Genomic DNA, 21,858 nt, shown 5'->3' on the forward strand with positions numbered 1-21,858 from the left:
CCGGCGCGAGCGTGCCGAGCGCGCAGGGGAACGCCGTCGTGCAGTCCCCGCTCGTCGAGACGAACGTCAGCCCGCTCGGCGTCGCACTCGCGACGCTCACGGCGAGCGCGTCCGACGGCCCGTTGTTGGTGATCGTGTAGGTGTACGTGACGTTGTTCCCCGGCACCACCGACGCCGAGCCGGTGGCCGAGATCGCGACATCGGCCTCCGGAACGAGCGCATCGGTCGCGGTCGCGGAGTTGTTGCCCGCCGGATCGTTCGTCCCCACCGGCGCGGTGACCGTCGCCGTGTTGACGAGACTCCCGGTCGCGCTCGCGGCGATGGTCCCCGTCGCGGTGAACGTCACGGTGCCGCCGCTCAGCACGTTCACGCTCGCGCTCAGGTCACCGCTGCCGGTGGCGGCGGGACAGGCGGAGCCGGCGGTCGCCGTGCAGCTCCACGTGACGCTCGTGAGGATCGCCGGGAAGTTGTCGGTGACCGTCGCGCCGGTGACCGCGCTCGGGCCGGCATTGCTCACCGCGATGGTGTAGGTCGCGCTCGCGCCCGGGACCGGCGTCCCCGAGGTGAGCGTCTTGGTGATCGAGAGGTCAGCGGTCGGCGTGATGACGGTGTTGCCGTCGGTCGCGCTGTTGTTCCCCGCGGGATCGTTCGTGCCCACGGGCGCCGTGACCGTCGCCGTGTTGGAGATCGTCCCCGATCCCGAGGCGATGGCCGTGACGGTGAAGGTGGCCGTGCCGCCGGAGAGGAGGCTCACCGACGCCGAGACGTTGCCGGTGCCGCTCGCCGGGCAGCTCGAGCCGGCGCTCGCGACGCAGGTCCAGCTCGCGCTCGTCACGCTCGCCGGGAAGATGTCCGTGACCGTCGCGCCCGTCACGGCGGACGGACCGGCGTTCGACGCGACGATCGTGTAGGTGAGCGTCCCACCCTGGTTCACGCCCGTCACGCCGTCGGTCTTCGTGATCGACAGGTCCGCCGTCGGCGCGATGACGGTGTTCCCGTCGGTCGCCGAGTTGTTCCCCGCGGGATCGTTCACGCCCACCGGGGCGGCGATCGTCGCCGTGTTCGAGATCGTCCCCGACCCGCTCGCGGTGGCCGTGACCGTGAAGGTCGCCGTGCCGCCGGAGAGCAGGTCCACCGTCGCGGCGAGGTTGCCCGAGCCGCTCGCCGGGCAGACGGAGCCGCCGCTGGCCGTGCAGGTCCAGGTCGCGCCCGTGAGCGAGGCCGGGAAGTTGTCCGTGACCGTCGCCCCCGTCACCGCGCTCGGACCCGCGTTCGACGCGACGATGGTGTAGGTGACCGTGCCGTTCTGGTTCACCGCGGTGACGCCGTCGGTCTTGGTGATCGACAGGTCCGCGGTCGGCGTGATGACGGTGTTCGCGTCGGTCGCCGAGTTGTTGCCGGCGGGATCGTTCGTGCCCACCGGCGCGGTGATCGTCGCGGTGTTGGAGATCGTCCCCGACCCGCTCGCCGTCACGGTGACCGTGAAGGTCGCCGTGCCGCCGCTCAGCAGGTCCACGCTCTCGGCGATGTTCCCCGAGCCGCTCGCCGCGCAGCTCGAGCCCGCGCTCGCCACGCAGGTCCAGGTCGCGCCGCTCAGCGCCGCCGGGAGGTTGTCGGTGACCGTCGCCCCGGTGACCGCGCTCGGCCCCGCGTTCGACGCGACGATGGTGTAGGTGAGCGTCCCGTTCTGGTTCACGCTCGTCACGCCGTCGGTCTTGGTGATGCTCAGGTCCGCGGTCGGCGTGATGACCGTGTTCGCGTCGGTCGCGCTGTTGTTGCCCGCGGGATCGTTCACGCCCACCGGCGCGGCGATCGTCGCCGTGTTGGAGATGGTGCCCGACCCGCTCGCCGTCGCCGTGACCGTGAAGGTCGCCGTGCCGCCCGAGAGCAGCGTCACGCTCGCGCTGATGTTCCCGCTCCCGCTCGCCGGGCAGCTCGATCCGGCGCTCGCGCTGCAGGTCCAGGTCGCGCCGGTGAGTGCGGCCGGGAAGTTGTCCGTCACCGTCGCGCCGGTCGCCGTCGACGGCCCCGCGTTCGACGCGACGATCGTGTAGGTGACGGTCCCGTTCTGATTGACGGCGGTGACACCGTCGGTCTTCGTGATCGACAGGTCCGCCGTCGGCGTGATGACGGTGTTGCCGTCCGTCGCCGAGTTGTTGCCGGCCGGGTCGTTCGTGCCCACCGGCGCGGTGATCGTCGCGGTGTTCGAGATCGTCCCCGACCCGCTCGCCGTCGCCGTCACGGTGAAGGTCGCCGAACCGCCGGACAGCAGGTCGACCGTCGCGGCGAGGTTGCCCGAGCCGCTCGCCGGGCAGACCGAGCCCGCGGTCGCGCTGCAGGTCCACGTCGCGCCGCTCAGCGCCGCCGGGAAGTTGTCGGTGACCGTCGCCCCCGTCACCGCGCTCGGCCCCGCGTTCGACGCCACGATCGTGTACGTGACCGTTCCATTCTGGTTCACGCTCGTCACGCCGTCGGTCTTCGTGATCGACAGGTCGGCCGTCGGCGTGATGACCGTGTTGGCATCCGTCGCGCTGTTGTTCCCCGGCGCGTCCGTCACGCCCACCGGCGCCGCGATCGTCGCGGTGTTCGAGATCGTCCCCGACCCGCTCGCCGTCGCCGTCACCGTGAACGTCGCAGTGCCGCCGCTCAGCAGGTCCACGCTCTCGGCGAGGTTCCCCGAGCCGCTCGCCGCGCAGCTCGAGCCGGCGCTCGCCACGCAGGTCCAGCTCGCGCTCGAGAGCGAAGCCGGGAAGTTGTCCGTCACCGTCGCGCCCGTCACCGCGCTCGGCCCCGCGTTCGACGCGACGATCGTGTACGTCACGGTGCCGTTCTGGTTCACGCCGGTCACGCCGTCGGTCTTGGTGATCGACAGGTCCGCCGTCACCACCACCGCGGTGCTCGCCGTCGCGCTGTTGTTCCCCGCCACCGCATCCGTCGTCGCGCTCGACACCGTCGCCGTGTTCTCGATCGGGTCGGGCGTCGTGTACGTCGACGGCACCGCATAGGTCGCGACGATCGTCCGCGTCGCGCCCGGCGCCAGCGTGCCCAGCGCGCAGGGGAACGTGGTCGTGCAGTCGCCCGTCGTGCTCACGAACGTCAGGCCCGACGGCGTCGGGTCGGCGACCGAGACCGTCGTCGCGCTCGAGGGACCGTTGTTGGTGACGGTGATCGTGTAGCTGATGTTCGTGCCCGGCACGATCGTGGGCGGCCCGGTCTTCGAGAGCGCGAGGTCCGCGCTCGGCGCCAGCGTGTTCGCGTCGGTGCTCGTCGCCGGCGTCGGGTCGGTCGTGCCCACCGGCGGCGTCGCGGTCGCCGTGTTCGAGAGCGTCCCCGTCGCCGCGGGATCGATCGTGCCCGTCGCCGTGATCGTGACCGCCCCGCCCGGCGGGAGATCGACGCTCGCCGCGAGGTTGCCGCTGCCCGAGGCCGGGCAGACCGCGCCGCCCGAGGCGACGCAGGTCCAGGTCACGCCGGTGATCGACGCCGGGAAGTTGTCGGTGATGGTCGAGCCGAGCGCCGTGCTGGGTCCGGCGTTCGACGCCGTGATCGTGTAGGTGATCGGGTTGCCCGGCACCGCGCTCGCGGCGCCGTCGGTCTTGGTGATCGTCAGGTCCGCCACCGGCGCGCTCACCGTGGTCGAGACGCTCGCCGTGTTGTTGACCGACGCCGGATCCGCCGTCGTGCTCGAGACCGTCGCCGTGTTCACGATCGGCGCCGGCGTGGTGTAGCCCGCCGGCACCGTGTAGGTGACGACGATCGTGCGCGTGTCGCCCGGCGCGAGCGTGCCGAGCGCGCAGGGGAACGCCGTCGTGCAGTCGCCGCTCGTCGAGACGAACGTCAGCCCGCTCGGCGTCGCGTTCGCCACGCTCACCGCGAGCGCGTCCGACGGGCCGTTGTTGGTGATGGTCAGCGTGTACGTGACGGTGTTGCCGGGCACGACCGACGCCGAGCCGGTCGCGGTGATCGCCACGTCGGCGGACGGCACCAGCGCGTCGCTCGCGGTCGCGCTGTTGTTCCCCGCGGGGTCGTTCGTGCCGACCGGCGCCGCGACGGTCGCCGTGTTGGCCAGCGTGCCGGTCGCGCTCGCCGAGATCGTGCCGGTCGCCGTGAACGTCACCGTGCCGCCGCTCAGCACGTTCACGCTCGCGGCGAGGTTCCCGCTGCCGCTCGCCGCCGGACAGGCCGAGCCGGCGGTGGCCGTGCACGTCCAGGTGACGCCGCTGACGATCGCCGGGAAGTTGTCGGTGACCGTCGCGCCGGTGACCGCGCTCGGGCCGGCGTTGCTCACCGCGATGGTCCAGGTCGCCGCGGACCCCGGCACGGGCGTGCCGGAGCTGAGCGCCTTGGTGATCGACAGGTCGGCCGTCGGCGTGATGACGGTGTTGGCGTCCGTCGCCGAGTTGTTGCCGGCCGGGTCGTTGGTCCCGACGGGGCGCGGTGATCGTCGCGGTGTTCGAGATCGTCCCCGACCCGCTCGCCGTCGCCGTGACGGTGAAGGTCGCGGTGCCGCCCGAGAGCAGGTTCACGCCCGCCGAGACGTTTCCGGTGCCGCTCGCGGGGCAGCTCGAGCCGGCGCTCGCGGCGCAGGTCCAGCTCGCGCTCGTGACGGTGGCGGGGAAGATGTCCGTGACCGTCGCGCCCGTGACCGCCGACGGGCCCGCGTTCGACGCGACGATGGTGTAGGTGACGGTGCCGCCCTGGTTCACGCCGGTCACGCCGTCGGTCTTGGTGATGCTCAGGTCCGCGGTCGGCGTGATGACGGTGTTGGCGTCGGTCGCCGAGTTGTTGCCCGCCGGATCGTTCACGCCGCCCGGGGCGGCGATCGTCGCCGTGTTGCTGATCGTCCCCGACCCGCTCGCCGTCGCCGTGACCGTGAAGGTCGCCGTGCCACCCGAGAGCAGCGTCACGCTCGCACTGATGTTCCCGCTCCCGCTCGCCGGGCAGGTCGAGCCCGCGCTCGCGGTGCAGGTCCAGGTCGCACTCGTCAGCGACGCCGGGAAGTTGTCCGTGACCGTCGCACCGGTGGCCGTGGACGGTCCGGCGTTCGACGCGACGATCGTGTAGGTGACCGTCCCGCCCTGGTTCACCCCGGTCACGCCGTCCGTCTTGGTGATCGACAGGTCGGCCGTCGGCGTGATGACGGTGTTCGCGTCGGTCGCCGAGTTGTTGCCGGCGGGGTCGTTCGTGCCGACCGGGGCTGCGATGGTCGCGGTGTTCGAGATCGTGCCCGACCCGCTCGCCGTCGCGGTCACCGTGAAGGTCGCCGTGCCACCCGAGAGCAGGTTCACTGACGCCGCGAGGTTGCCGCTGCCGCTCGCCGGGCAGACCGAGCCGGCGCTCGCGGTGCAGGTCCAGGTCGCGCCGGTGAGCGACGCCGGGAAGTTGTCGGTCACCGTCGCTGCGGTCACCGCGCTCGGCCCGGCGTTCGACGCGACGATCGTGTAGGTGACCGTGCCGTTCTGGTTCACGCCCGTCACGCCGTCGGTCTTCGTGATGCTCAGGTCCGCCGTCGGCGTGATGACGGTGTTCGCGTCGGTCGCGCTGTTGTTGCCCGCCGGATCGTTCACGCCCACCGGCGCGGTGATCGTCGCCGTGTTGGAGATCGTGCCGGAGCCGCTCGCCGTCGCCGTCACCGTGAAGGTCGCGGTGCCGCCGGAGAGCAGCGTCACGCTCGCGCTGATGTTGCCGCTCCCGCTCGCCGGGCAGCTCGAGCCCGCGCTCGCCGAGCAGGTCCAGGTCGCGCCGGTGAGCGCCGCCGGGAAGTTGTCCGTCACCGTCGCGCCGGTCGCCGTGGACGGGCCGGCGTTCGACGCGACGATGGTGTAGGTGACCGTGCCGTTCTGGTTGACGCCGGTCACGCCGTCGGTCTTGGTGATCGACAGGTCCGCCGTCGGCGTGATGACCGTGTTCGCGTCGGTCGCCGAGTTGTTGCCCGCCGGGTCGTTGACGCCCACCGGGGCCGCGATCGTCGCCGTGTTGGAGATCGTCCCCGACCCGCTCGCCGTCGCGGTGACCGTGAAGGTCGCCGTCCCGCCGGAGAGCAGCGTGACGCTCGCGCTGATGTTCCCGCTGCCGCTCGCCGGGCAACTCGACCCCGCGCTGGCCGAACAGGTCCAGGTCGCGCCGGTGAGCGCCGCCGGGAAGTTGTCGGTGACCGTCGCGCCGGTCGCCGTGGACGGCCCGGCGTTCGACGCCACGATCGTGTAGGTGACCGTGCCGTTCTGGTTCACGCCCGTCACGCCGTCGGTCTTCGTGATGCTCAGGTCCGCCGTCGGCGTGATGACGGTGTTGTTGTCCGTCGCCGTGTTGTTCCCGGCCGGGTCGTTCGTGCCCACCGGCGCCGTCACCGTCGCCGTGTTGGTGATCGTGCCCGAGCCGCTCGCCGTGGCGGTGACCGTGAAGATCGCCGAGCCGCCGGAGAGGAGCGTCACCGAGGCATTGATGTTGCCGCTCCCGCTCGCCGGGCAGCTCGACCCCGCGCTCGCGGTGCAGGTCCAGGTGACGCCGGTGACGTTCGCCGGGAAGACGTCCGTCACCGTCGCACCGGTCGCGGTGCTCGGCCCGGCGTTCACCGCGGCGATCGAATAGGTGAGCGTCCCGTTCTGGTTGACGCTCGTGACGCCGTCGTCCTTCGTGATGTAGAGGTCGGAGGTCGGCGTGATGACGGTGTTGTTGTCGGTCGCCGAGTTGTTGCCGGCGGGATCGTTCGTGCCGCCCGGGCCGGTGATCGTCGCGGTGTTCGAGATCGTGCCCGCGCCGCTCGCCGTCGCCGTCACGGTGAAGGTCGCCGTGCCGCCGGAGAGCAGGTTCACCGACGCCGCGAGGTTGCCGCTCCCGCTCGCCGGGCAGACCGAGCCCGCACTCGCGGTGCAGGTCCAGGTCGCGCTCGTGAGCTGCGCCGGGAGGATGTCGGTCACCGTCGCTGCCGTCACCGCGCTGGGGCCCGCGTTCGACGCGACGATCGTGTAGGTGACGGTCCCGCCCTGGTTCACGCCCGTCACGCCGTCGGTCTTGGTGATCGACAGGTCGGCCGTCGGCGTGATGACCGTGTTCGCGTCGGTCGCCGAGTTGTTGCCGGCCGGGTCGTTCAGGCCCACCGGGGCCGCGATCGTCGCCGTGTTGGAGATCGTCCCGGATCCGCTCGCCGTCGCCGTCACGGTGAAGGTCGCCGTGCCGCCCGAGAGCAGCGTCACGCTCGCGCTGATGTTGCCGCTCCCGCTCGCCGGGCAGCTCGACCCCGCGCTCGCGGTGCAGGTCCAGGTCGCACTCGTGAGCGCGGCCGGGAAGTTGTCGGTGACCGTCGCACCCGTCGCCGTGGACGGGCCGGCGTTCGAGGCGACGATCGTGTAGGTGATCGTGCCGCCCTGGTTGACGCCCGTGACGCCGTCGGTCTTGGTGATCGAGAGGTCGGCCGTCGGCGTGATGACCGTGTTGTTGTCCGTCGCCGAGTTGTTGCCGGCGGGGTCGTTCACGCCAACGGGTGCCGCGATCGTCGCCGTGTTCGAGATCGTCCCCGACCCGCTGGCGGTCGCCGTCACCGTGAAGGTCGCGGTGCCGCCCGAGAGCAGGTTCACCGACGCCGCGAGATTGCCGCTCCCGCTCGCCGGGCAGACCGAGCCGGCACTGGCGGCGCAGGTCCACGTCGCGCTGCTCACGCTCGCCGGGAAGTTGTCCGTGACCGTCGCGGCCGTGACCGCCGAGGGACCCGCGTTCGACGCGACGATCGTGTACGTGACCGTGCCGCCCTGGTTCACCCCGGTCACGCCGTCGGTCTTGGTGATCGCGAGATTCGCCGTCGGCGTGATGACGGTGTTGTTGTCCGTCGCCGTGTTGTTGCCCGCCGGGTCGTTCACGCCCACCGGCGCCGCGATCGTCGCCGTGTTGGAGATCGTCCCCGAGCCGCTCGCCGTCGCCGTGACGGTGAAGGTCGCCGTGCCGCCCGAGAGCAGCGTGACGCTCGCGCTGATGTTCCCGCTCCCGCTCGCCGGGCAGGCTCGAGCCGGCGCTCGCGGTGCAGGTCCAGGTCGCGCCGGTGAGCGCCGCCGGGAAGTTGTCGGTCACCGTCGCGCCGGTCGCCGTCGACGGCCCCGCATTGGACGCGACGATGGTGTAGGTGACCGTGCCACCCTGGTTCACGCCCGTCACGCCGTCGGTCTTGGTGATGCTCAGATCCGCCGTCGGCGTGATGACCGTGTTGGCGTCGGTCGCCGAGTTGTTGCCGGCGGGATCGTTCACGCCCACCGGGGCCGCGATCGTCGCGGTGTTGGAGATCGTCCCCGAGCCGCTCGCCGTCGCCGTCACCGTGAACGTCGCGGTGCCGCCCGAGAGCAGCGTGACGCTCGCGCTGATGTTGCCGCTCCCGCTCGCCGGGCAGCTCGACCCCGCGCTCGCGGTGCAGGTCCACGTCGCGCCGGTGAGTGCCGCCGGGAAGTTGTCCGTCACCGTCGCGCCGGTCGCCGTGGACGGGCCGGCGTTCGACGCGACGATCGTGTACGTCACCGTGCCGTTCTGGTTCACGCCCGTCACGCCGTCGGTCTTGGTGATCGACAGATCCGCCGTCGGCGTGATGACCGTGTTCGCGTCGGTCGCGCTGTTGTTCCCCGGCGCGTCGTTCACGCCCACCGGCGCGGTGATCGTCGCGGTGTTGGAGATGGTCCCCGACCCGCTCGCCGTCGCCGTCACGGTGAAGGTCGCCGACCCGCCGGAGAGCAGGTTCACCGACGTGGCGAGATTGCCCGACCCGCTCGCCGCGCAGCTCGAGCCCGCGGTCGCGGCGCAGGTCCAGGTCGCGCTCGTCACGCTGGCCGGGAAGTTGTCCGTCACCGTCGCCGCCGTCACCGCGCTCGGGCCCGCGTTGGACGCGACGATCGTGTAGGTGACGGTGCCGTTCTGGTTCACGCCCGTCACGCCGTCGGTCTTCGTGATCGACAGGTCCGCCGTCGGCGTGATGACCGTGTTGTTGTCGGTCGCGCTGTTGTTGCCCGCCGGGTCGTTGACGCCCACCGGCGCGGCGATCGTCGCGGTGTTCGAGATGGTGCCCGACCCGCTCGCCGTCGCCGTCACGGTGAAGGTCGCCGTGCCACCACTCAGCAGGTTCACCGACGCGGCGAGGTTGCCGCTGCCGCTCGCCGGGCAGACCGAGCCGGCACTCGCCGTGCAGGTCCACGTGGCGGCCGTCAGCGACGCCGGGAAGTTGTCCGTCACCGTCGCCGCCGTCACCGCACTCGGCCCCGCGTTCGACGCGACGATGGTGTAGGTGACGGTCCCACCCTGATTGACGCCCGTCACGCCGTCGGTCTTCGTGATCGCCAGATCCGCGGTCGGCGTGATGACCGTGTTCGCGTCGGTCGCGCTGTTGTTGCCGGCGGGATCGTTCACGCCACCCGGCGCCGTGATCGTCGCGGTGTTCGAGATCGTCCCCGACCCGCTCGCCGTCGCCGTCACGGTGAAGGTCGCCGTGCCGCCGGAGAGCAGGTTCACCGACGCCGCGAGGTTGCCGCTCCCGCTCGCCGGGCACACCGACCCGGCGCTCGCGGTGCAGGTCCACGTCGCACTCGTCAGCGACGCCGGGAAGTTGTCGGTCACCGTCGCCGCCGTCACCGCACTCGGGCCGGCGTTCGACGCCACGATCGTGTAGGTGACCGTGCCGTTCTGGTTGACGCCCGTCACGCCGTCGGTCTTCGTGATCGACAGGTCGGCCGTCGGCGTGATGACCGTGTTGTTGTCGGTCGCCGAGTTGTTGCCGGCCGGATCGTTCACGCCCACCGGCGCGGTGATCGTCGCGGTGTTGGAGATCGTCCCCGACCCGCTCGCCGTCGCCGTCACGGTGAAGGTCGCCGTGCCGCCGCTCAGCAGGTTCACCGACGCCGCGAGATTCCCGCTCCCGCTCGCCGGGCAGCTCGACCCGGCACTCGCCGTGCAGGTCCACGTCGCACCCGTGACCGATGCCGGGAAGTTGTCGGTCACCGTCGCCGCCGTCACCGCGCTCGGGCCTGCGTTCGACGCGACGATCGTGTAGGTGACCGTGCCGTTCTGGTTCACCCCGGTCACGCCGTCGGTCTTCGTGATCGCGAGGTTCGCCGTCGGCGTGATGACCGTGTTGTTGTCGGTCGCGCTGTTGTTGCCCGCCGGATCGTTCACGCCCACCGGCGCCGCGATCGTCGCGGTGTTCGAGATCGTCCCCGACCCGCTCGCCGTCGCCGTCACCGTGAAGGTCGCCGTGCCGCCGCTCAGCAGGTTCACCGACGCGGCGAGATTCCCAGACCCGCTCGCCGGACAGACCGAGCCGGCGCTCGCCGTACACGTCCAGGTCGCCCCCGTCAGCGCCGCCGGGAAGTTGTCGGTCACCGTCGCCGCCGTCACCGCGCTCGGCCCCGCGTTCGACGCGACGATCGTGTAGGTGACGGTGCCGTTCTGATTGACCCCGGTCACGCCGTCGGTCTTGCTGATCGACAGGTCCGCCGTCGGCGTGATGACCGTGTTGTTGTCCGTCGCGCTGTTGTTCCCCGCGGGATCGTTCGTCCCCACCGGCGCCGCGATGGTCGCGGTGTTGGAGATCGTCCCCGACCCGCTCGCCGTCGCGGTCACGGTGAAGGTCGCCGACCCGCCGGAGAGCAGGTTCACCGACGCGGCGAGGTTGCCGCTCCCGCTCGCCGGGCAGACCGATCCCGCGCTCGCCGTACAGGTCCACGTGGCACCCGTGACCGACGCCGGGAAGTTGTCCGTCACCGTCGCCGCGGTCACCGCGCTCGGGCCGGCGTTCGACGCGACGATCGTGTACGTGACCGTGCCGTTCTGATTGACGCCCGTCACGCCGTCGGTCTTGGTGATCGACAGGTCCGCCGTCGGCGTGATGACGGTGTTGTTGTCGGTCGCCGAGTTGTTCCCCGCCGGGTCGTTCGTCCCCACCGGCGCCGCGATCGTCGCGGTGTTGGAGATCGTCCCCGAGCCCGACGCCGTCGCCGTCACCGTGAACGTCGCCGTCCCGCCGCTCAGCAGGTTCACCGACGCCGCGAGATTGCCCGACCCGCTCGCCGGGCAGCTCGATCCCGCGCTCGCGGTGCACGTCCAGGTCGCGCCCGTCAGCGACGCCGGGAAGTTGTCCGTCACCGTCGCCGCCGTCACCGCGCTCGGCCCCGCGTTCGACGCGACGATCGTGTACGTCACCGTGCCGTTCTGATTGACGCCCGTCACGCCGTCGCTCTTGCTGATCGACAGGTCGGCCGTCGGCGTGATGACGGTGTTGTTGTCCGTCGCCGTGTTGTTCGCCGGCGTCGGGTCGGTCGTGCCCACCGGCACCGTCACGGTCGCCGTGTTGGTGATCGTCCCCGCGCCGCTCGCCGTCGCCGTCACGGTGAAGGTGACCGAGCCGCCGCTCAGCAGGTTCACGCTCGCCGCGAGGTTCCCGCTCCCGCTCGCCGGGCAGCTCGACCCCACGCTCGCGGCGCAGGTCCAGGTCGCGCCCGTCACGCTCGCCGGGAAGTTGTCCGCCACCGTCGCCGCGGTCACCGCACTCGGCCCCGCGTTCGACGCGACGATCGTGTACGTGAGCGTCCCGTTCTGGTTCACCGCCGTGACGCCGTCGGTCTTGGTGATCGCGAGGTTCGCCGAGGGGATCACCGCGGTGACGTCGTTCGCGCTCACGTTGTTGCCGTTGAGCGTCGCCGGCTCGCCGCCGCCCGACACCCGCGCCCGGTTGGTCACGCTCGTCGCGGCCGCGGCCGCGACGCCCACGGTGAGCGTGATCGTCGAGGTGCCACCGTTCGCCGCGATCACCGTCGCCGAGGTGCAGGTGACCACCTGGCCCGCCGCCGCGCAGGCGAAGCCGCCGCCCGTCCCCGAGACGAAGCTCAGCCCCGTCGGCAGGGTGTCGAGCACCGTCACGGTGCCGGCGCTCGCCAATCGACCCTGGTTCGTCACGACGAGCGAGTACACGCCGTTCACGCCGACGGTGAAGCTCCCCGTGTGGGACTTCGCGATGATCAGGTCGGTCTGCGCGTTGACGGTCGTCGGGTCCGACGCGAGGTCGTTGCCCGTGAGCAGGCCGTGCCCCGTCGGTTGCGTGCCGCCGCTCGTGCGCGCCGTGTTGGTGACCGTCGCCGCCGCGGTCCCGCTCACCGTCGAGGTGATGGTGACCGCAGGGTAGGCCCCGCCCGAGGCGAGCGCATCGGAGCGCGTGCAGGTCACCACCTGGCCCACGATGCCGCAGGTCCAGCCTGTCCCGGTCGCCGCCGTGGGCGTGAGCCCGGCCGGGAGCGTGTCGAGCATCGTCACCACGCCCGACGTCGCGACGTTGCCCGAGTCGCGGACGGTCACCGTGTACTGCGCGTTCGTCTGCCCTTGCGTGAAGTTGCCGACGTGCGACTTGGTGATCCGCAGGTCCACCGCGAGCACGCTGCCGAGGTCGCCGATGTCGAAGCCCGTGGTGAGCAGCGCCGTCGCCGCGCCGCCGCCGAGCGGGACCGAGTAGATGATCGAGCTCGTCGCCGAGTTGGAGACGAGGAGCCGCCCCTGCCGATCGAACGCCGCGCCGGTGGCCGTGCCCGCCATGCCGGTGATCGCCGAGCCCGTGGCCGCGCCGCCTGCGAGCGGGATGGTGTAGACCGTCGTCCCGATCACGGCGTAGAGCGTGCCGTTCGGCGCGAACGCCATGTCGCCGCCGCCGCTGGGGATCCCGGTGATCGCCGCCCCCGCCGTGGTCGCCGCGCCGTTCACGAGCGAGATCGTGTAGCGCTGCGTCGAGGCGGTGTTCATCGCGTGCAGCGTGCCCGCCGCGTCGAACGTCAGGCGCGGGAGGTATGGCACGCCGGCGCCGGTGCGCCCGAGGAACACCGGCGCCGTCGCCGGCGTGTTCGGGTTCCAGGTGAAGACGGAGTCGTTGCCCGCGGTCCCGGCGATGAACGCCATGAGGCCGTCGGAGGTCCGCTGCGCCAGCGAGGCCTTCTGGCCCCCCACGAGTCCGGTGTAGACGGTGACCGGCAGCCCCGTCGCGAGGCCGATCGCCCGGATCGTGTTCTGGTTGATACTATAGACGTAGAGCTGCGCCTCGGCGGCGCGCGTCGCGCCCACCATCGACAGCACGCCCAGGAACGCCGCGACCGCCGTCGCGCGTCGGCGCGCGAACCGGTGGAGCCAGCGATCGAGGAGCGACGGGAGCGCGGTCAGGCCGCGGCTCCCTGGCGGTGGCGGGGATTGCTCACACTCGGATTCTCACATTCTCCGAGTGTCGAAAAAGAGGCGGTGTCACATTCTTTCACGTAGTGACGGTGCCAGAATGTCGCGCCCGACCCCGTCACGCCCGGAGTCCGTGCACCTCGGCGTGGTCTCCCAGCGTCACCGACCCCGTGATCCCCTCCAGATGCGCCTGGTCCCCGATCATCGAGTCGGTCAGGACGCAGGAGACCAGGACTGACCGGTCCCCGATGATCACGTCGCGCAGCGTGCAGTTGGTGACCGTGCTCCCCGCCCCGATCACCACGTTGGGACCGAGGATGCAGTCGGTGACGATCGCCCCGTCCTCGATGCGGACCGGGTCCACCACCTCGACGTTCTTGAGACCCCGATTGGGGATCGACGCCCGCCCCTTCTCGAGCATCGTGCGGTTGGTCTCGAGCAGCGTGTCGAGCTTCCCCGCGTCGTACCAGCCCTCGACATCGACCACGCGGATCTTCGCGCCCTTGTCGATCATGTACTGGAAGGCGTCGGTGAGGTAGAACTCGCCCTTGTTCGCCGGCTGCTTGAGCACGTGCGCGATGCCCTCGTACAGCAGCTGCCAGTTCTTGATGTAGTAGAGCCCGATGTTCGCCCGCTTGGAGATGGGCGTGCTCGGCTTCTCGACGATCTGCGTCATGTGGCCGTTGGCGTCGGTCACCACCACGCCGAAGCGCTGGTAGTCCTCCACTTCCTTGGTCCAGATGATGCCGTCGTCCGTGGACGTCTCGACGATCGAGAGGTCGGCGTCGAAGATCGTGTCCACGAAGATGATGAGGACCGGCTGGTCCACGTACGGGCGCGCGAGTTCCACCGCGCCGGCGGTGCCGTCCTGCACCTTCTGCTCGACGTAGACCCCCGGGATCGCGTACGTCGCGCGGGCGTGCTTCTCGACGGTCTCCTTCAGGTGCCCGGTGATGTAGACGACCTGCTCCACGCCCTTGAGGCGCGCGACGTCCTCCATCACGTAGTCCATCACCGGCTTGCCGGCCACCTTGAGCATCGGCTTGGGCACGGTGTGCGTGTGGGGGCGGAGGCGGGTGCCCTTCCCGGCCAGCGGGATGATCACTTTCATGGATTGGAGGTCCCTTCGCGGCCGTAGCGGTCGGTGAGGCGCACCACGTCGTCGAGGTGCGGGGTGGAGGCTTCGAGGATGTCGCAGTCGGTCACCGCTTCCATCTGGTGGACGGTGCCCGGCGTGTTGCGGTAGCTCTGCCCCGCCTTGAAGGGGACCTCCACCAGCCGGTCGCCTTCCTTGATGCGGTAGATCATCTCGCCGCGGAGGAGGTGGATCGTCTCGTCCTTCATGTTGTGGTACTGGAGCGAGAGCGCGTGCCCGGCCTTCACGTGGAGCACCTTGCCCACGTAGTCCTCGGTGATGGCCCAGATCGTCTCGTGGCCCCACGGCTTCTGCACGAATCGCACATCGAACCAGCCGGCCTTCGCGGTCATCTCAAGTCCCCTTGGGGGTGGCGGCGAGGCTCGACGGCGTCGTGACGCACGCCGCGATGCACTGCCCGCACCCGGTACAGGCCGCACCCACCACGGGGCGGCCACGCTCATCCAGCCTGAGTGCGTCCTCGCCCACCGGGCAGACCCGCACGCAGATCCCGCATTCCACGTCGCGCCAGGTGATGCAGCGCCCCTGGTCGACCATCACCTCCGCCATCCGCACGTCGCGCCAGCCCCACGGCGGCACCTCCAGCGCCGGCGTCGGGCAGGCCGTCGCGCAGGGCATCCCCTCGCACATGATGCAGGCCGTCGCGGCCACGTCGAGCACCGGCGTCCCCGTCGCGAGCCCCGCCGACGGCGGGAGCATCGTGATCGCGTGCACCGGGCACGCGGTCGCGCACTCCCCGCACCGCGTGCACGCCGCCACGAACGCCGGCTCCGGCAACGCCCCCGGCGGACGGACATGCACGCCCGGCGCCACGCGGTCGCTCAGCGCGTCCACCGCTTCGCGGAGCGCGCGCTGCAGTCCCTGCGTGAAGAACCCCCGCCGGTCGAGCCGGTCGCCGTCGTCAGGCGCCATCGCGGATAATTGACGAGTGAAGGGGTGAAAAGGACAAAGGGGGCTTGGACGGCCGACGACTGGGATCGGACGTTCCGCGCCGTTCGCGGGCGGCCCGTCCACCTTCGCCTGGGTCTTTCGGAGCAGCAGGTCGACGGCAAGCTTTCGGCAGCGGCAGGCCGGTGGACAAGGGACCGACGGGGCTGGGCCTTGGGGCTAGAGGGTCTTGCATGCTGAATAGGGGCGGTTGGGGGGGGGGGGGGGGGGGGGGGGGGGGGGGGGGGGGGGGGGGGGGGGGCCCCCCCGGCGCGGGGGGGGGGGGGGGGGGGGGGGGGGGGGGGGGGGGGGGGGGGGGGGGGGGGGGGCCCCCCCCCCCGCCGCCCCCCCCCCCCCCACCACCCCGGCCCCCCCCCCCCCCCCCCCACCACGCGCCCCCGGGGGGCCCCCCCCCCCCCCCCCCCCCCCCCCCCCCCCCCGGGGGGCCCCCCCCGCGGCGCCCCCCGGGCCCCCCGGGGGGGGGGGGGGGGGGGGGGGGGGGGCCGTTCTTCCCCCCCCCCCCCCCCCCCCCCCCCCCCCCCCCCCCTCCCCCCGGGGGTGGTTCCCCGGGGGGCGGGGGGGGGCGGCCCCCCCCCCCCCCCCCCCCGGGGGGGGCCGCCGCCCCCCCCCCCGGGGCGGGGGCCCCCCCCCCCCCCCCCCCCGCGGGGGGGGGGGGGGCGGGCCGGGGCCGCTATCCCGATCGGCCGGGGGGGGGAACCGGCGGCAGGCGGGCGGGGGGGGGGCAACGGCGGCGACCCGGGGGGCGCGCGCCCGACCCGCCCAAGAAGGGGGGCGAGGCCCCGGCGGGCGCAAAAGCCGCCGCGGGGGGCGTAGGTGGAGGCAAGAGACGAACAGTGGGGGCCGGGGGAGTCGCGGGCAGGCGGAGCGGCGGCGCGGGGGGCGCGCGCCGCCCCGGGGCCGGGCGGGGCCGCCCCACCCGCGGGACAGAAGCGGGGGCCCGGCGTCCGCCCCGACCAGAGGGGGACCGGGGCGGCGGCGGGAACCCCGGCCCGCGGGGGTTCGGGGCGGAGCCAGCGACCGGGGGCCCGTGGAAGCGGCAAGGGGCGGCGACGTGGAAGGCGGGCGGCGGTACGGCGAGAAGAGGCGGCGAGCCGCCGGCACGAAGCGAAGGCCGCACCCGCGGGGCAGACCACACACGCCCGCACCACCGAGGCGCCAGCGGGGCGAAGTGGGGGGCGGCGCGCCGCCGGGGGCTCCGCGGGGAGTCGGCGGTCAAGAGCGCCCCAGAGAGGCCCGCGCCCGCGCCGCCCCCGGCGGCGGCGCACTGGAGGGCGCGGGCCGGCCCCCGGGGTGTCCCCCGACCCGGGCCCACGCCGGCGTGGAGCACCGCCCGGGGCCGCCTTTCCGCGGGGGACCCCCGGGGCGCGGGGCCGCCCACAACGCCGCGGGGCGAAAGACGGGGGGGCGGGCCGCGGGCGTGCGCGCCGAAGAACGGGAAGGAGTGCCTGCCCAGGGCCGCCGGTGTCGGGAACGGGAAGAGGCGCCCGGGCGGCGCCGAGCGCGGCACCCCCGCGCGGCGCGCCCCCCCCCCCCCCCCCCCCGCCCGCCCCCCCCCCCCCGCCCCATGCCCCCCCCGGCCCCCCCCCCCCCCCCCCAGGGCCGGGGGGGGGGGGGCGGGGGCGGGTTTTCGTCCCCTTCACGCAGGAGGACCCGATCGGCTTGGCTGGCGGGCTCAATCTCTATGGCTACGCGGGCGGGGATCCCGTCAACTGGAGCGATCCCTTCGGGCTTTCCCCCGACACGCTCACCACGTACGAGCGAGAGCATCTGGGCGACTTTTGTAACCAGATTGATTGCTCCAAGGTGCAAGTGCATCGAGGGAACGACGACAAGGCCATGAATCAGCTACGGAGGGATATCCTCGGAATCAGCAGCGGGAGGTCCTTCACGTTTGGCCACCACATCTTCTTGGGCGATGGCAATGTCGGCGACTTCGCGGTGCTCGCTCACGAGGTGCAACACATAGTTCAGTACGACAAGTGGGGAGCCGCTGAGTACCTCAGGCGAGGGGCGCGAGAACGGATTGCCGAGATGCGAGGTCAGAATCCGTACTCGTACTCATTCAACGGCCGTAGGCGTGAACAGTATGGGATGGAGCAACAGGGCCAGATTGTCGAAGACTGCTTGAGAGGCAATACCGCCGCGTGTTGGGTTGCCCGGATACCATAAGTTCACGCAGTCACGAGGAGCTGACTATGACGAGACATCTGCGCACGATTCTACTGCCTGTGTTGGCGCTGCTTCTTGCGGCCTGCCCGCAGAAGACCTCCGTGTGGGTGCGGAGCGGATCAACCGCAGGGGAGCTAGTATTCGATTTCGGCGCGGCGAAGGGTGAGAAGGAGCTCGTAGATGTTGGAGTCGTGCGAGTGGAGCGATGCGCGTCATCGAGCCCGGCATCCGCCGCGCACTGGGTCGTGTGGCCGACGTCCGGAACTGTGCCGATGAGTGAGATCCGCTACGGCGTGGTGCCGCAGGGTTTTGCCACGAAGGGACCCGCTCAATCCTTGACCACGGGTTGCTACTCTGTGGTCATTTCCGGGACGGGAAGGACCACATTCACGGTCGATTCACTCGGGATCATCCAAGAACCTGGGGTGTCACCGTAGTATCTAGCTGGCATTGTGTGGCGCGTGGCATCGATTGATGGATGCTGAATCGCCCCGGGATCGTCGGAGGCCCCATACTCTGTGCGGTTGGAGCCACGTCCCGATCCCGCGTCGTGCCAACCGGACCGTGAGCGCACGATTGATCCTGGCGGTCGCGTCAGTCGGCTTGCGAGCCCCAAGGCTCACCTCCTTCGCGCAACCCTGACCCGATCGCGCGTGTCCACTGGGCATGGACGCCGCGGCCGAGTCGGGACCCGTCATCCGCCTGCTCGCGCACTATCATTCGCGCCTGCTGGCCAACCCAACGCTGTGCGCGCAGTTGGAGCGCCACGGGCTCGCGACACGAGCGACGATCATCGAGCACCTGCTCGGGTTCGTCGACCGTACCGTCCAGCGGGCGCTGCTGCCTCGGTCGCCACGCGATGCGGCGGTCATGCGCACGGCGTGGATCGCGGAGGGCTTCCTGTTGCCCAATGGGCGCGAACGCCTCCGTGGTTGCCTCGTGGTGCCGTTGCCTGGTACGTCAACCGCGATCGGTGCCCGCTCAGGATCCCGCACCGGGCACCCGATCTGGGAACTCGTCGCGCCCTCGGGCGCCCCGGACGCTCTGCTCTTCACCCCGCCAGCGGCGGCTCACGCCCGTGAGCTGGTCTGCACGCTCGACCCGATCGATGCGTTGATGCTGTGCGGCCATGGCGCCGATTGGGTGGCGTCGTGCGCGAGGGTGCCGGACGCGCACGGGCGCGCGCGTCTCATCGACCATCTCCTCACCGTGTCATCCGGCCCCCTCCGAGTCATCGCGGCCGGAACGCGGGACGGCCGTGCGTTGGTAGTCGAACTGCTGGCGGCGGCGTCGCGGGACCGACCGATCCGGATCATCTACCTACCGGCGGGCTGCTCCGTTCGGGACCTGCGGCGGCTCCACGGCGAACCGGCGATCGAGGCGCTGCTCAGCGATCGACGCCGGCCGACGCCGGCAACAGCGGTCCGGTCGCCCTCGGGGCGCTCGCGTGTCGTTCGACCCGTCGCGCCGTGGGCCGGCCGCACGGGCAGTCTGGTCAGCGCGCTCGACGCCCATCTTGCGCACCTCGAGGCTGCGGGCCGCCCGTCCGACGCGATCCGTCAGCACATGCGAGCGCTCGACCTCCTCCGAATGGTTTGCCTCGCGCAGGAGGTCGACTCCATCGGTGCGCTGACCGTGGAGACGCTCGAAGCCTTCCAGCGCTCCCTGCTGTCGCGCGAGACGAGCACGCCGGTTTCGAGGATCTTCGGTGCTCCTGGGCCTCCCCGATCCCGCAACGCGATTATCCGCGTGCTTTCGGCGGCACGCCAGTTCCTCGCCTGGGCGTTCCGGGCGGGACTCGTCACGCGCGACCTGCGCGAAGGACTCCCTCCCGCTCCGCCGCACGGCCGTCACTCCACCGCAGGTCCTCTCCGGCCGACGAGGTCGAGGCGATCCTCGACGCGACGCGCGTGCGGACCACCGCCGGCCTGCGCGATCGCGCGATGCTCGAGGTCCTGTACTCCACCGGCATCCGCCGTGTCGAGCTCGTCGGGCTCGATCTGCACGACCTCGACGAGTCGCGCGGCGTGCTCCGCGTGCGCCGCGTGCGCCGCGGCAAGGGTGGGACCAAACGGCTCGTCCCGCTGGGTCGCCGCGCACAGTACTGGGTGGCCCGCTACGTGGAGACGGTGCGCATCCGCCACGCGGAGTCGGCACACGAGCCCGCGCTCTTTCTCACGGGACGTGGGCGGCGGATCACCCCGAAGATGGTGACGGGCCGGATGCGCCAGTGTCTTCGCACCGCGGGCATCGGCAAGGCGGGGAGCTGTCACATCTTCCGGCACTCGATGGCGACACTCATGCACGACGCCGGCGCGGACATCCGGGACCTGCAGGCGCTGCTCGGCCACGCGCTCCTCACGAGCACGCAGCTCTACACGCGCGTGTCGATGCAGCGGCTGATGGAGGTGCATGCCCGCACGCATCCTGCCGAGTGCGGCGCCGCGTCGATCGAACCCGAGTGATCGGCCGGGAGTGGCGCGGACGACCTGACCAGGGTGCGGGGTGCGGTGCGCCGGCTCACGGGCCGTCTTCGGTGACCCGGGTCGTCGCGGCAAGCACGGTGGGGAAATCCCGTACGCTAGAGCCGGACGGCATGGGCAACACTCGTGTTCGGCCACATGTGTGACATGGGGCGTGTCACCCTCTGACCCCGTTCGAGTTCGCCCAGACCTTCGCCCGGCCCAGTTGTCAGCCTTGAACTGGAGCAGCGGCGGGGTGACCGTCACCCATGTTGCCGGACGCTTCCATTACCTATGCTCCCGACTGCACACTGGTACCGCGGCGAGCGGCGCGAGAAGGATCACTAGAGTGGGCGCACCGCAGAGTACTTGGTCTCAAACGAGGTTGCGGACCCAGTACTGTCAAACCGCACCGTGACCACGATACGCCACGAATACGGGCCGAGCCGTCGCGCGTTGCCGATGCTGCCGAACAGTGTTCGCGTCGCCGGGTCGTACTCGCCCACCACCATCCGCGAGTCCGCGAAAGGCGGCAATGATGCGAGTCGAGTCGCCACGTCTCCGGGGCCAAGCCCCACGATTCCCGCCGCGGCGAGCCGAGACCGTACGTCGGTCTCCGTGACGCGATTGCTGTAGACATAGCGAGGAACGACTACGCCTAGAATCAACAGCGCGAGCACGGCGCCGATCAGGATCCTTCTCGTGGCAGAGCGCATCCGAATGTCTCCCATGTTCACCAGATCGGCAGGACGGACCCCGCGCCCGGTGCGCGCCGCCCTCCCGGCTGCAAGAAGCCGAGGCCTGCCCGCAGAAGCAGCGTGTTCACCACAGAGTTGCTGTTGCGATTCAATCCATAGCCAATCTGCGCTTCATTGATTCTGCTGACCGACGATGCGAAGGAGCGCTCATACTTGGCGCAACTCTCGTCGTTGTCCACCAGAGGCGCGTCGTAACCGAGGGCCCCTGTGAGTCGTTCCCCGGATCATTTGGCGATTGTGATTCAGCCTGAATCGGACCTGCCACCGACTGGCCGTTCTGACTGACGTTCTTTGTCTCGGCGCTCGTCGCATCCGCATTCGACAGATATCCGTCAGCGCTGTTCTTGCTCGACGCCGATGAGCTCGCTCCCGTCGGCCCGCCTCGGAAGAATACGCGTGAATTGTCGGGTCGCGTTACCTCGATGAACGCGTGGCGCGTTCCCATTCCGACCGGCGTTGCGGTCCAGCCAACTCGCACCTTACATAGCCCAAACGGATCCCCAAAGTTGATCGGATCCCCGCCCGCGTAGCCATACAGATTGAGCCCACCCGCCAGCCCGATCGGGTCCATCTGCGTGGACTGACCCAATCTCACAACCAATCGCGGTTGACGACGCCGGCCGCCCCGGCGGGCGGCGGCGGCTCGCCGCGACGTTAGGCGATTGGTCCCGCGCGACCTCGGCCACCTTGGATGCTATCCACACGAATAAGTACTGGCGTGTGGTGCCAGCCGAAGACGGCTGCGAACGGGCGTCCAAAAACGGTCACCTCCTCGCCCACAACCTCCGAGAGCAACCGCGGATTCCACGCGAGTTGCACCTTTCGAAGAGTTTGGACTTCCGAGGCAGCATTGCGATAGGGTCCCTCGACGCAGAATCGGATGGCGGTCCGCAGTGTGAGCACGACCACAGTGTCTGGAGAGTCGAGAGATGGCGTCTCTCCATACCCCGGAGGACCCGGAAATACTTCTTGTCTCGCGACTCCTCGAATCGAGGTGCGCACGGTATCCGGGGGGCCACAGCCCCGAGCGGTCTTCACTGTGTCGGTCGAGTTCGCGGGAGGACTCGACAGCGGAGTGTTATGCACCTGCGTCTCACCCTCCAACTGCACTTCATTCGACCGCGCATCGCGAGATGCTTGATCGCACGCGCCGAGCTGTGTCGCCGCGAGGAAAGCGCCGGCAACCGCCACA

General features: G+C 71.1%; 9 protein-coding genes and 11 pseudogenes. 3 read left to right on the forward strand and 17 right to left on the reverse strand.

Translation table 11 applies throughout. From position 1 onward, the window contains the following. The 9 genes and pseudogenes from IPJ78_12260 to IPJ78_12300 form a co-directional block, all read right to left on the reverse strand. The coding region (locus IPJ78_12260; GenBank protein ID MBK7907324.1) for a DUF11 domain-containing protein at positions 1-4,321 on the reverse strand (4,321 nt) is incomplete at its 3' end. 127 nt (positions 4,322-4,448) lie between these two features. Next, positions 4,449-4,919: pseudogene (locus IPJ78_12265) on the reverse strand (DUF11 domain-containing protein). Positions 4,920-5,210: 291 nt separating this feature from the next. After that, positions 5,211-5,681: pseudogene (locus tag IPJ78_12270) on the reverse strand (DUF11 domain-containing protein). 291 nt (positions 5,682-5,972) lie between these two features. Next, a pseudogene (locus IPJ78_12275) lies at positions 5,973-6,443 on the reverse strand (DUF11 domain-containing protein). 291 nt (positions 6,444-6,734) lie between these two features. Further along, positions 6,735-7,205 (reverse strand): annotated as a pseudogene (locus IPJ78_12280) (DUF11 domain-containing protein). A gap of 291 nt (positions 7,206-7,496) precedes the next feature. Continuing rightward, positions 7,497-7,967: pseudogene (locus IPJ78_12285) on the reverse strand (DUF11 domain-containing protein). A gap of 37 nt (positions 7,968-8,004) precedes the next feature. Next, positions 8,005-8,349 (reverse strand): annotated as a pseudogene (locus IPJ78_12290) (DUF11 domain-containing protein). Positions 8,350-8,640: 291 nt separating this feature from the next. After that, positions 8,641-9,099: pseudogene (locus IPJ78_12295) on the reverse strand (DUF11 domain-containing protein). Between the two features lie 303 nt (positions 9,100-9,402). Beyond that, positions 9,403-9,861, reverse strand: a pseudogene (locus IPJ78_12300) (DUF11 domain-containing protein). A gap of 157 nt (positions 9,862-10,018) precedes the next feature. On the opposite strand from IPJ78_12300, the gene IPJ78_12305 reads away from it, so the two are divergent. Continuing rightward, a complete protein-coding gene (locus IPJ78_12305; protein MBK7907325.1) occupies positions 10,019-10,399 on the forward strand; it encodes a hypothetical protein in 381 nt (126 codons plus the stop codon). A 146-nt stretch (positions 10,400-10,545) separates the two neighbouring features. On the opposite strand, the pseudogene IPJ78_12310 reads toward IPJ78_12305, so the two are convergent. From IPJ78_12310 to IPJ78_12335, 6 genes and pseudogenes are all read right to left on the reverse strand, one after another. Then, positions 10,546-11,004 (reverse strand): annotated as a pseudogene (locus IPJ78_12310) (DUF11 domain-containing protein). 303 nt (positions 11,005-11,307) lie between these two features. Continuing rightward, positions 11,308-11,703: pseudogene (locus IPJ78_12315) on the reverse strand (DUF11 domain-containing protein). Beyond that, positions 11,689-13,071, reverse strand: a pseudogene (locus IPJ78_12320) (DUF11 domain-containing protein). The pseudogenes IPJ78_12315 and IPJ78_12320 overlap by 15 nt, the downstream one beginning before the upstream one ends. Before the next feature lie 220 nt (positions 13,072-13,291). Next, the gene (locus tag IPJ78_12325) at positions 13,292-14,284 is read right to left on the reverse strand and encodes an NTP transferase domain-containing protein (protein ID MBK7907326.1); all 993 of its coding nucleotides are present in this window, start codon (positions 14,282-14,284) and stop codon (positions 13,292-13,294) included. Beyond that, positions 14,281-14,661, reverse strand: coding sequence for a cupin domain-containing protein (locus IPJ78_12330; protein ID MBK7907327.1), 381 nt, complete (start codon positions 14,659-14,661; stop codon positions 14,281-14,283). Before IPJ78_12330 ends, IPJ78_12325 begins: the two co-directional genes overlap by 4 nt. 1 nt (position 14,662) lies before the next feature. Further along, positions 14,663-15,241, reverse strand: a complete 579-nt coding sequence (locus tag IPJ78_12335) for a 4Fe-4S dicluster domain-containing protein (protein ID MBK7907328.1) — start codon at positions 15,239-15,241, stop codon at positions 14,663-14,665. Between the two features lie 1,695 nt (positions 15,242-16,936). Here IPJ78_12335 and IPJ78_12340 point away from each other — a divergent pair. Beyond that, a complete protein-coding gene (locus tag IPJ78_12340; GenBank protein MBK7907329.1) occupies positions 16,937-17,446 on the forward strand; it encodes a DUF4157 domain-containing protein in 510 nt (169 codons plus the stop codon). A 1,910-nt stretch (positions 17,447-19,356) separates the two neighbouring features. Then, positions 19,357-19,911 (forward strand): tyrosine-type recombinase/integrase, encoded by a 555-nt coding sequence (locus tag IPJ78_12345; protein ID MBK7907330.1) that lies wholly within the window; start codon positions 19,357-19,359, stop codon positions 19,909-19,911. 730 nt (positions 19,912-20,641) lie between these two features. Here the strand turns inward: IPJ78_12345 and IPJ78_12350 are convergent. Next, positions 20,642-20,845: a hypothetical protein gene (locus tag IPJ78_12350; GenBank protein MBK7907331.1), complete on the reverse strand. Its 204-nt coding sequence runs from the start codon at positions 20,843-20,845 to the stop codon at positions 20,642-20,644. Further along, complete coding sequence (locus IPJ78_12355) at positions 20,755-21,237, reverse strand: hypothetical protein (protein MBK7907332.1); 483 nt, start codon at positions 21,235-21,237, stop codon at positions 20,755-20,757. The genes IPJ78_12350 and IPJ78_12355 overlap by 91 nt, the downstream gene beginning before the upstream one ends. Positions 21,238-21,858: the final 621 nt, after the last annotated feature.

The organism is Gemmatimonadota bacterium (genome assembly GCA_016714015.1).
Taxonomy (GTDB): Bacteria; Gemmatimonadota; Gemmatimonadetes; order Gemmatimonadales; family Gemmatimonadaceae; genus Pseudogemmatithrix.

Coding starts and splice junctions, on each gene's coding strand:
- IPJ78_12355 (MBK7907332.1), bottom strand. CDS start 21,237: ATGGACCCGATCGGGCTGGCGGGTGGGCTCAATCTGTATGGCTACGCG.
- IPJ78_12325 (MBK7907326.1), bottom strand. CDS start 14,284: ATGAAAGTGATCATCCCGCTGGCCGGGAAGGGCACCCGCCTCCGCCCC.
- IPJ78_12330 (MBK7907327.1), bottom strand. CDS start 14,661: ATGACCGCGAAGGCCGGCTGGTTCGATGTGCGATTCGTGCAGAAGCCG.
- IPJ78_12335 (MBK7907328.1), bottom strand. CDS start 15,241: ATGGCGCCTGACGACGGCGACCGGCTCGACCGGCGGGGGTTCTTCACG.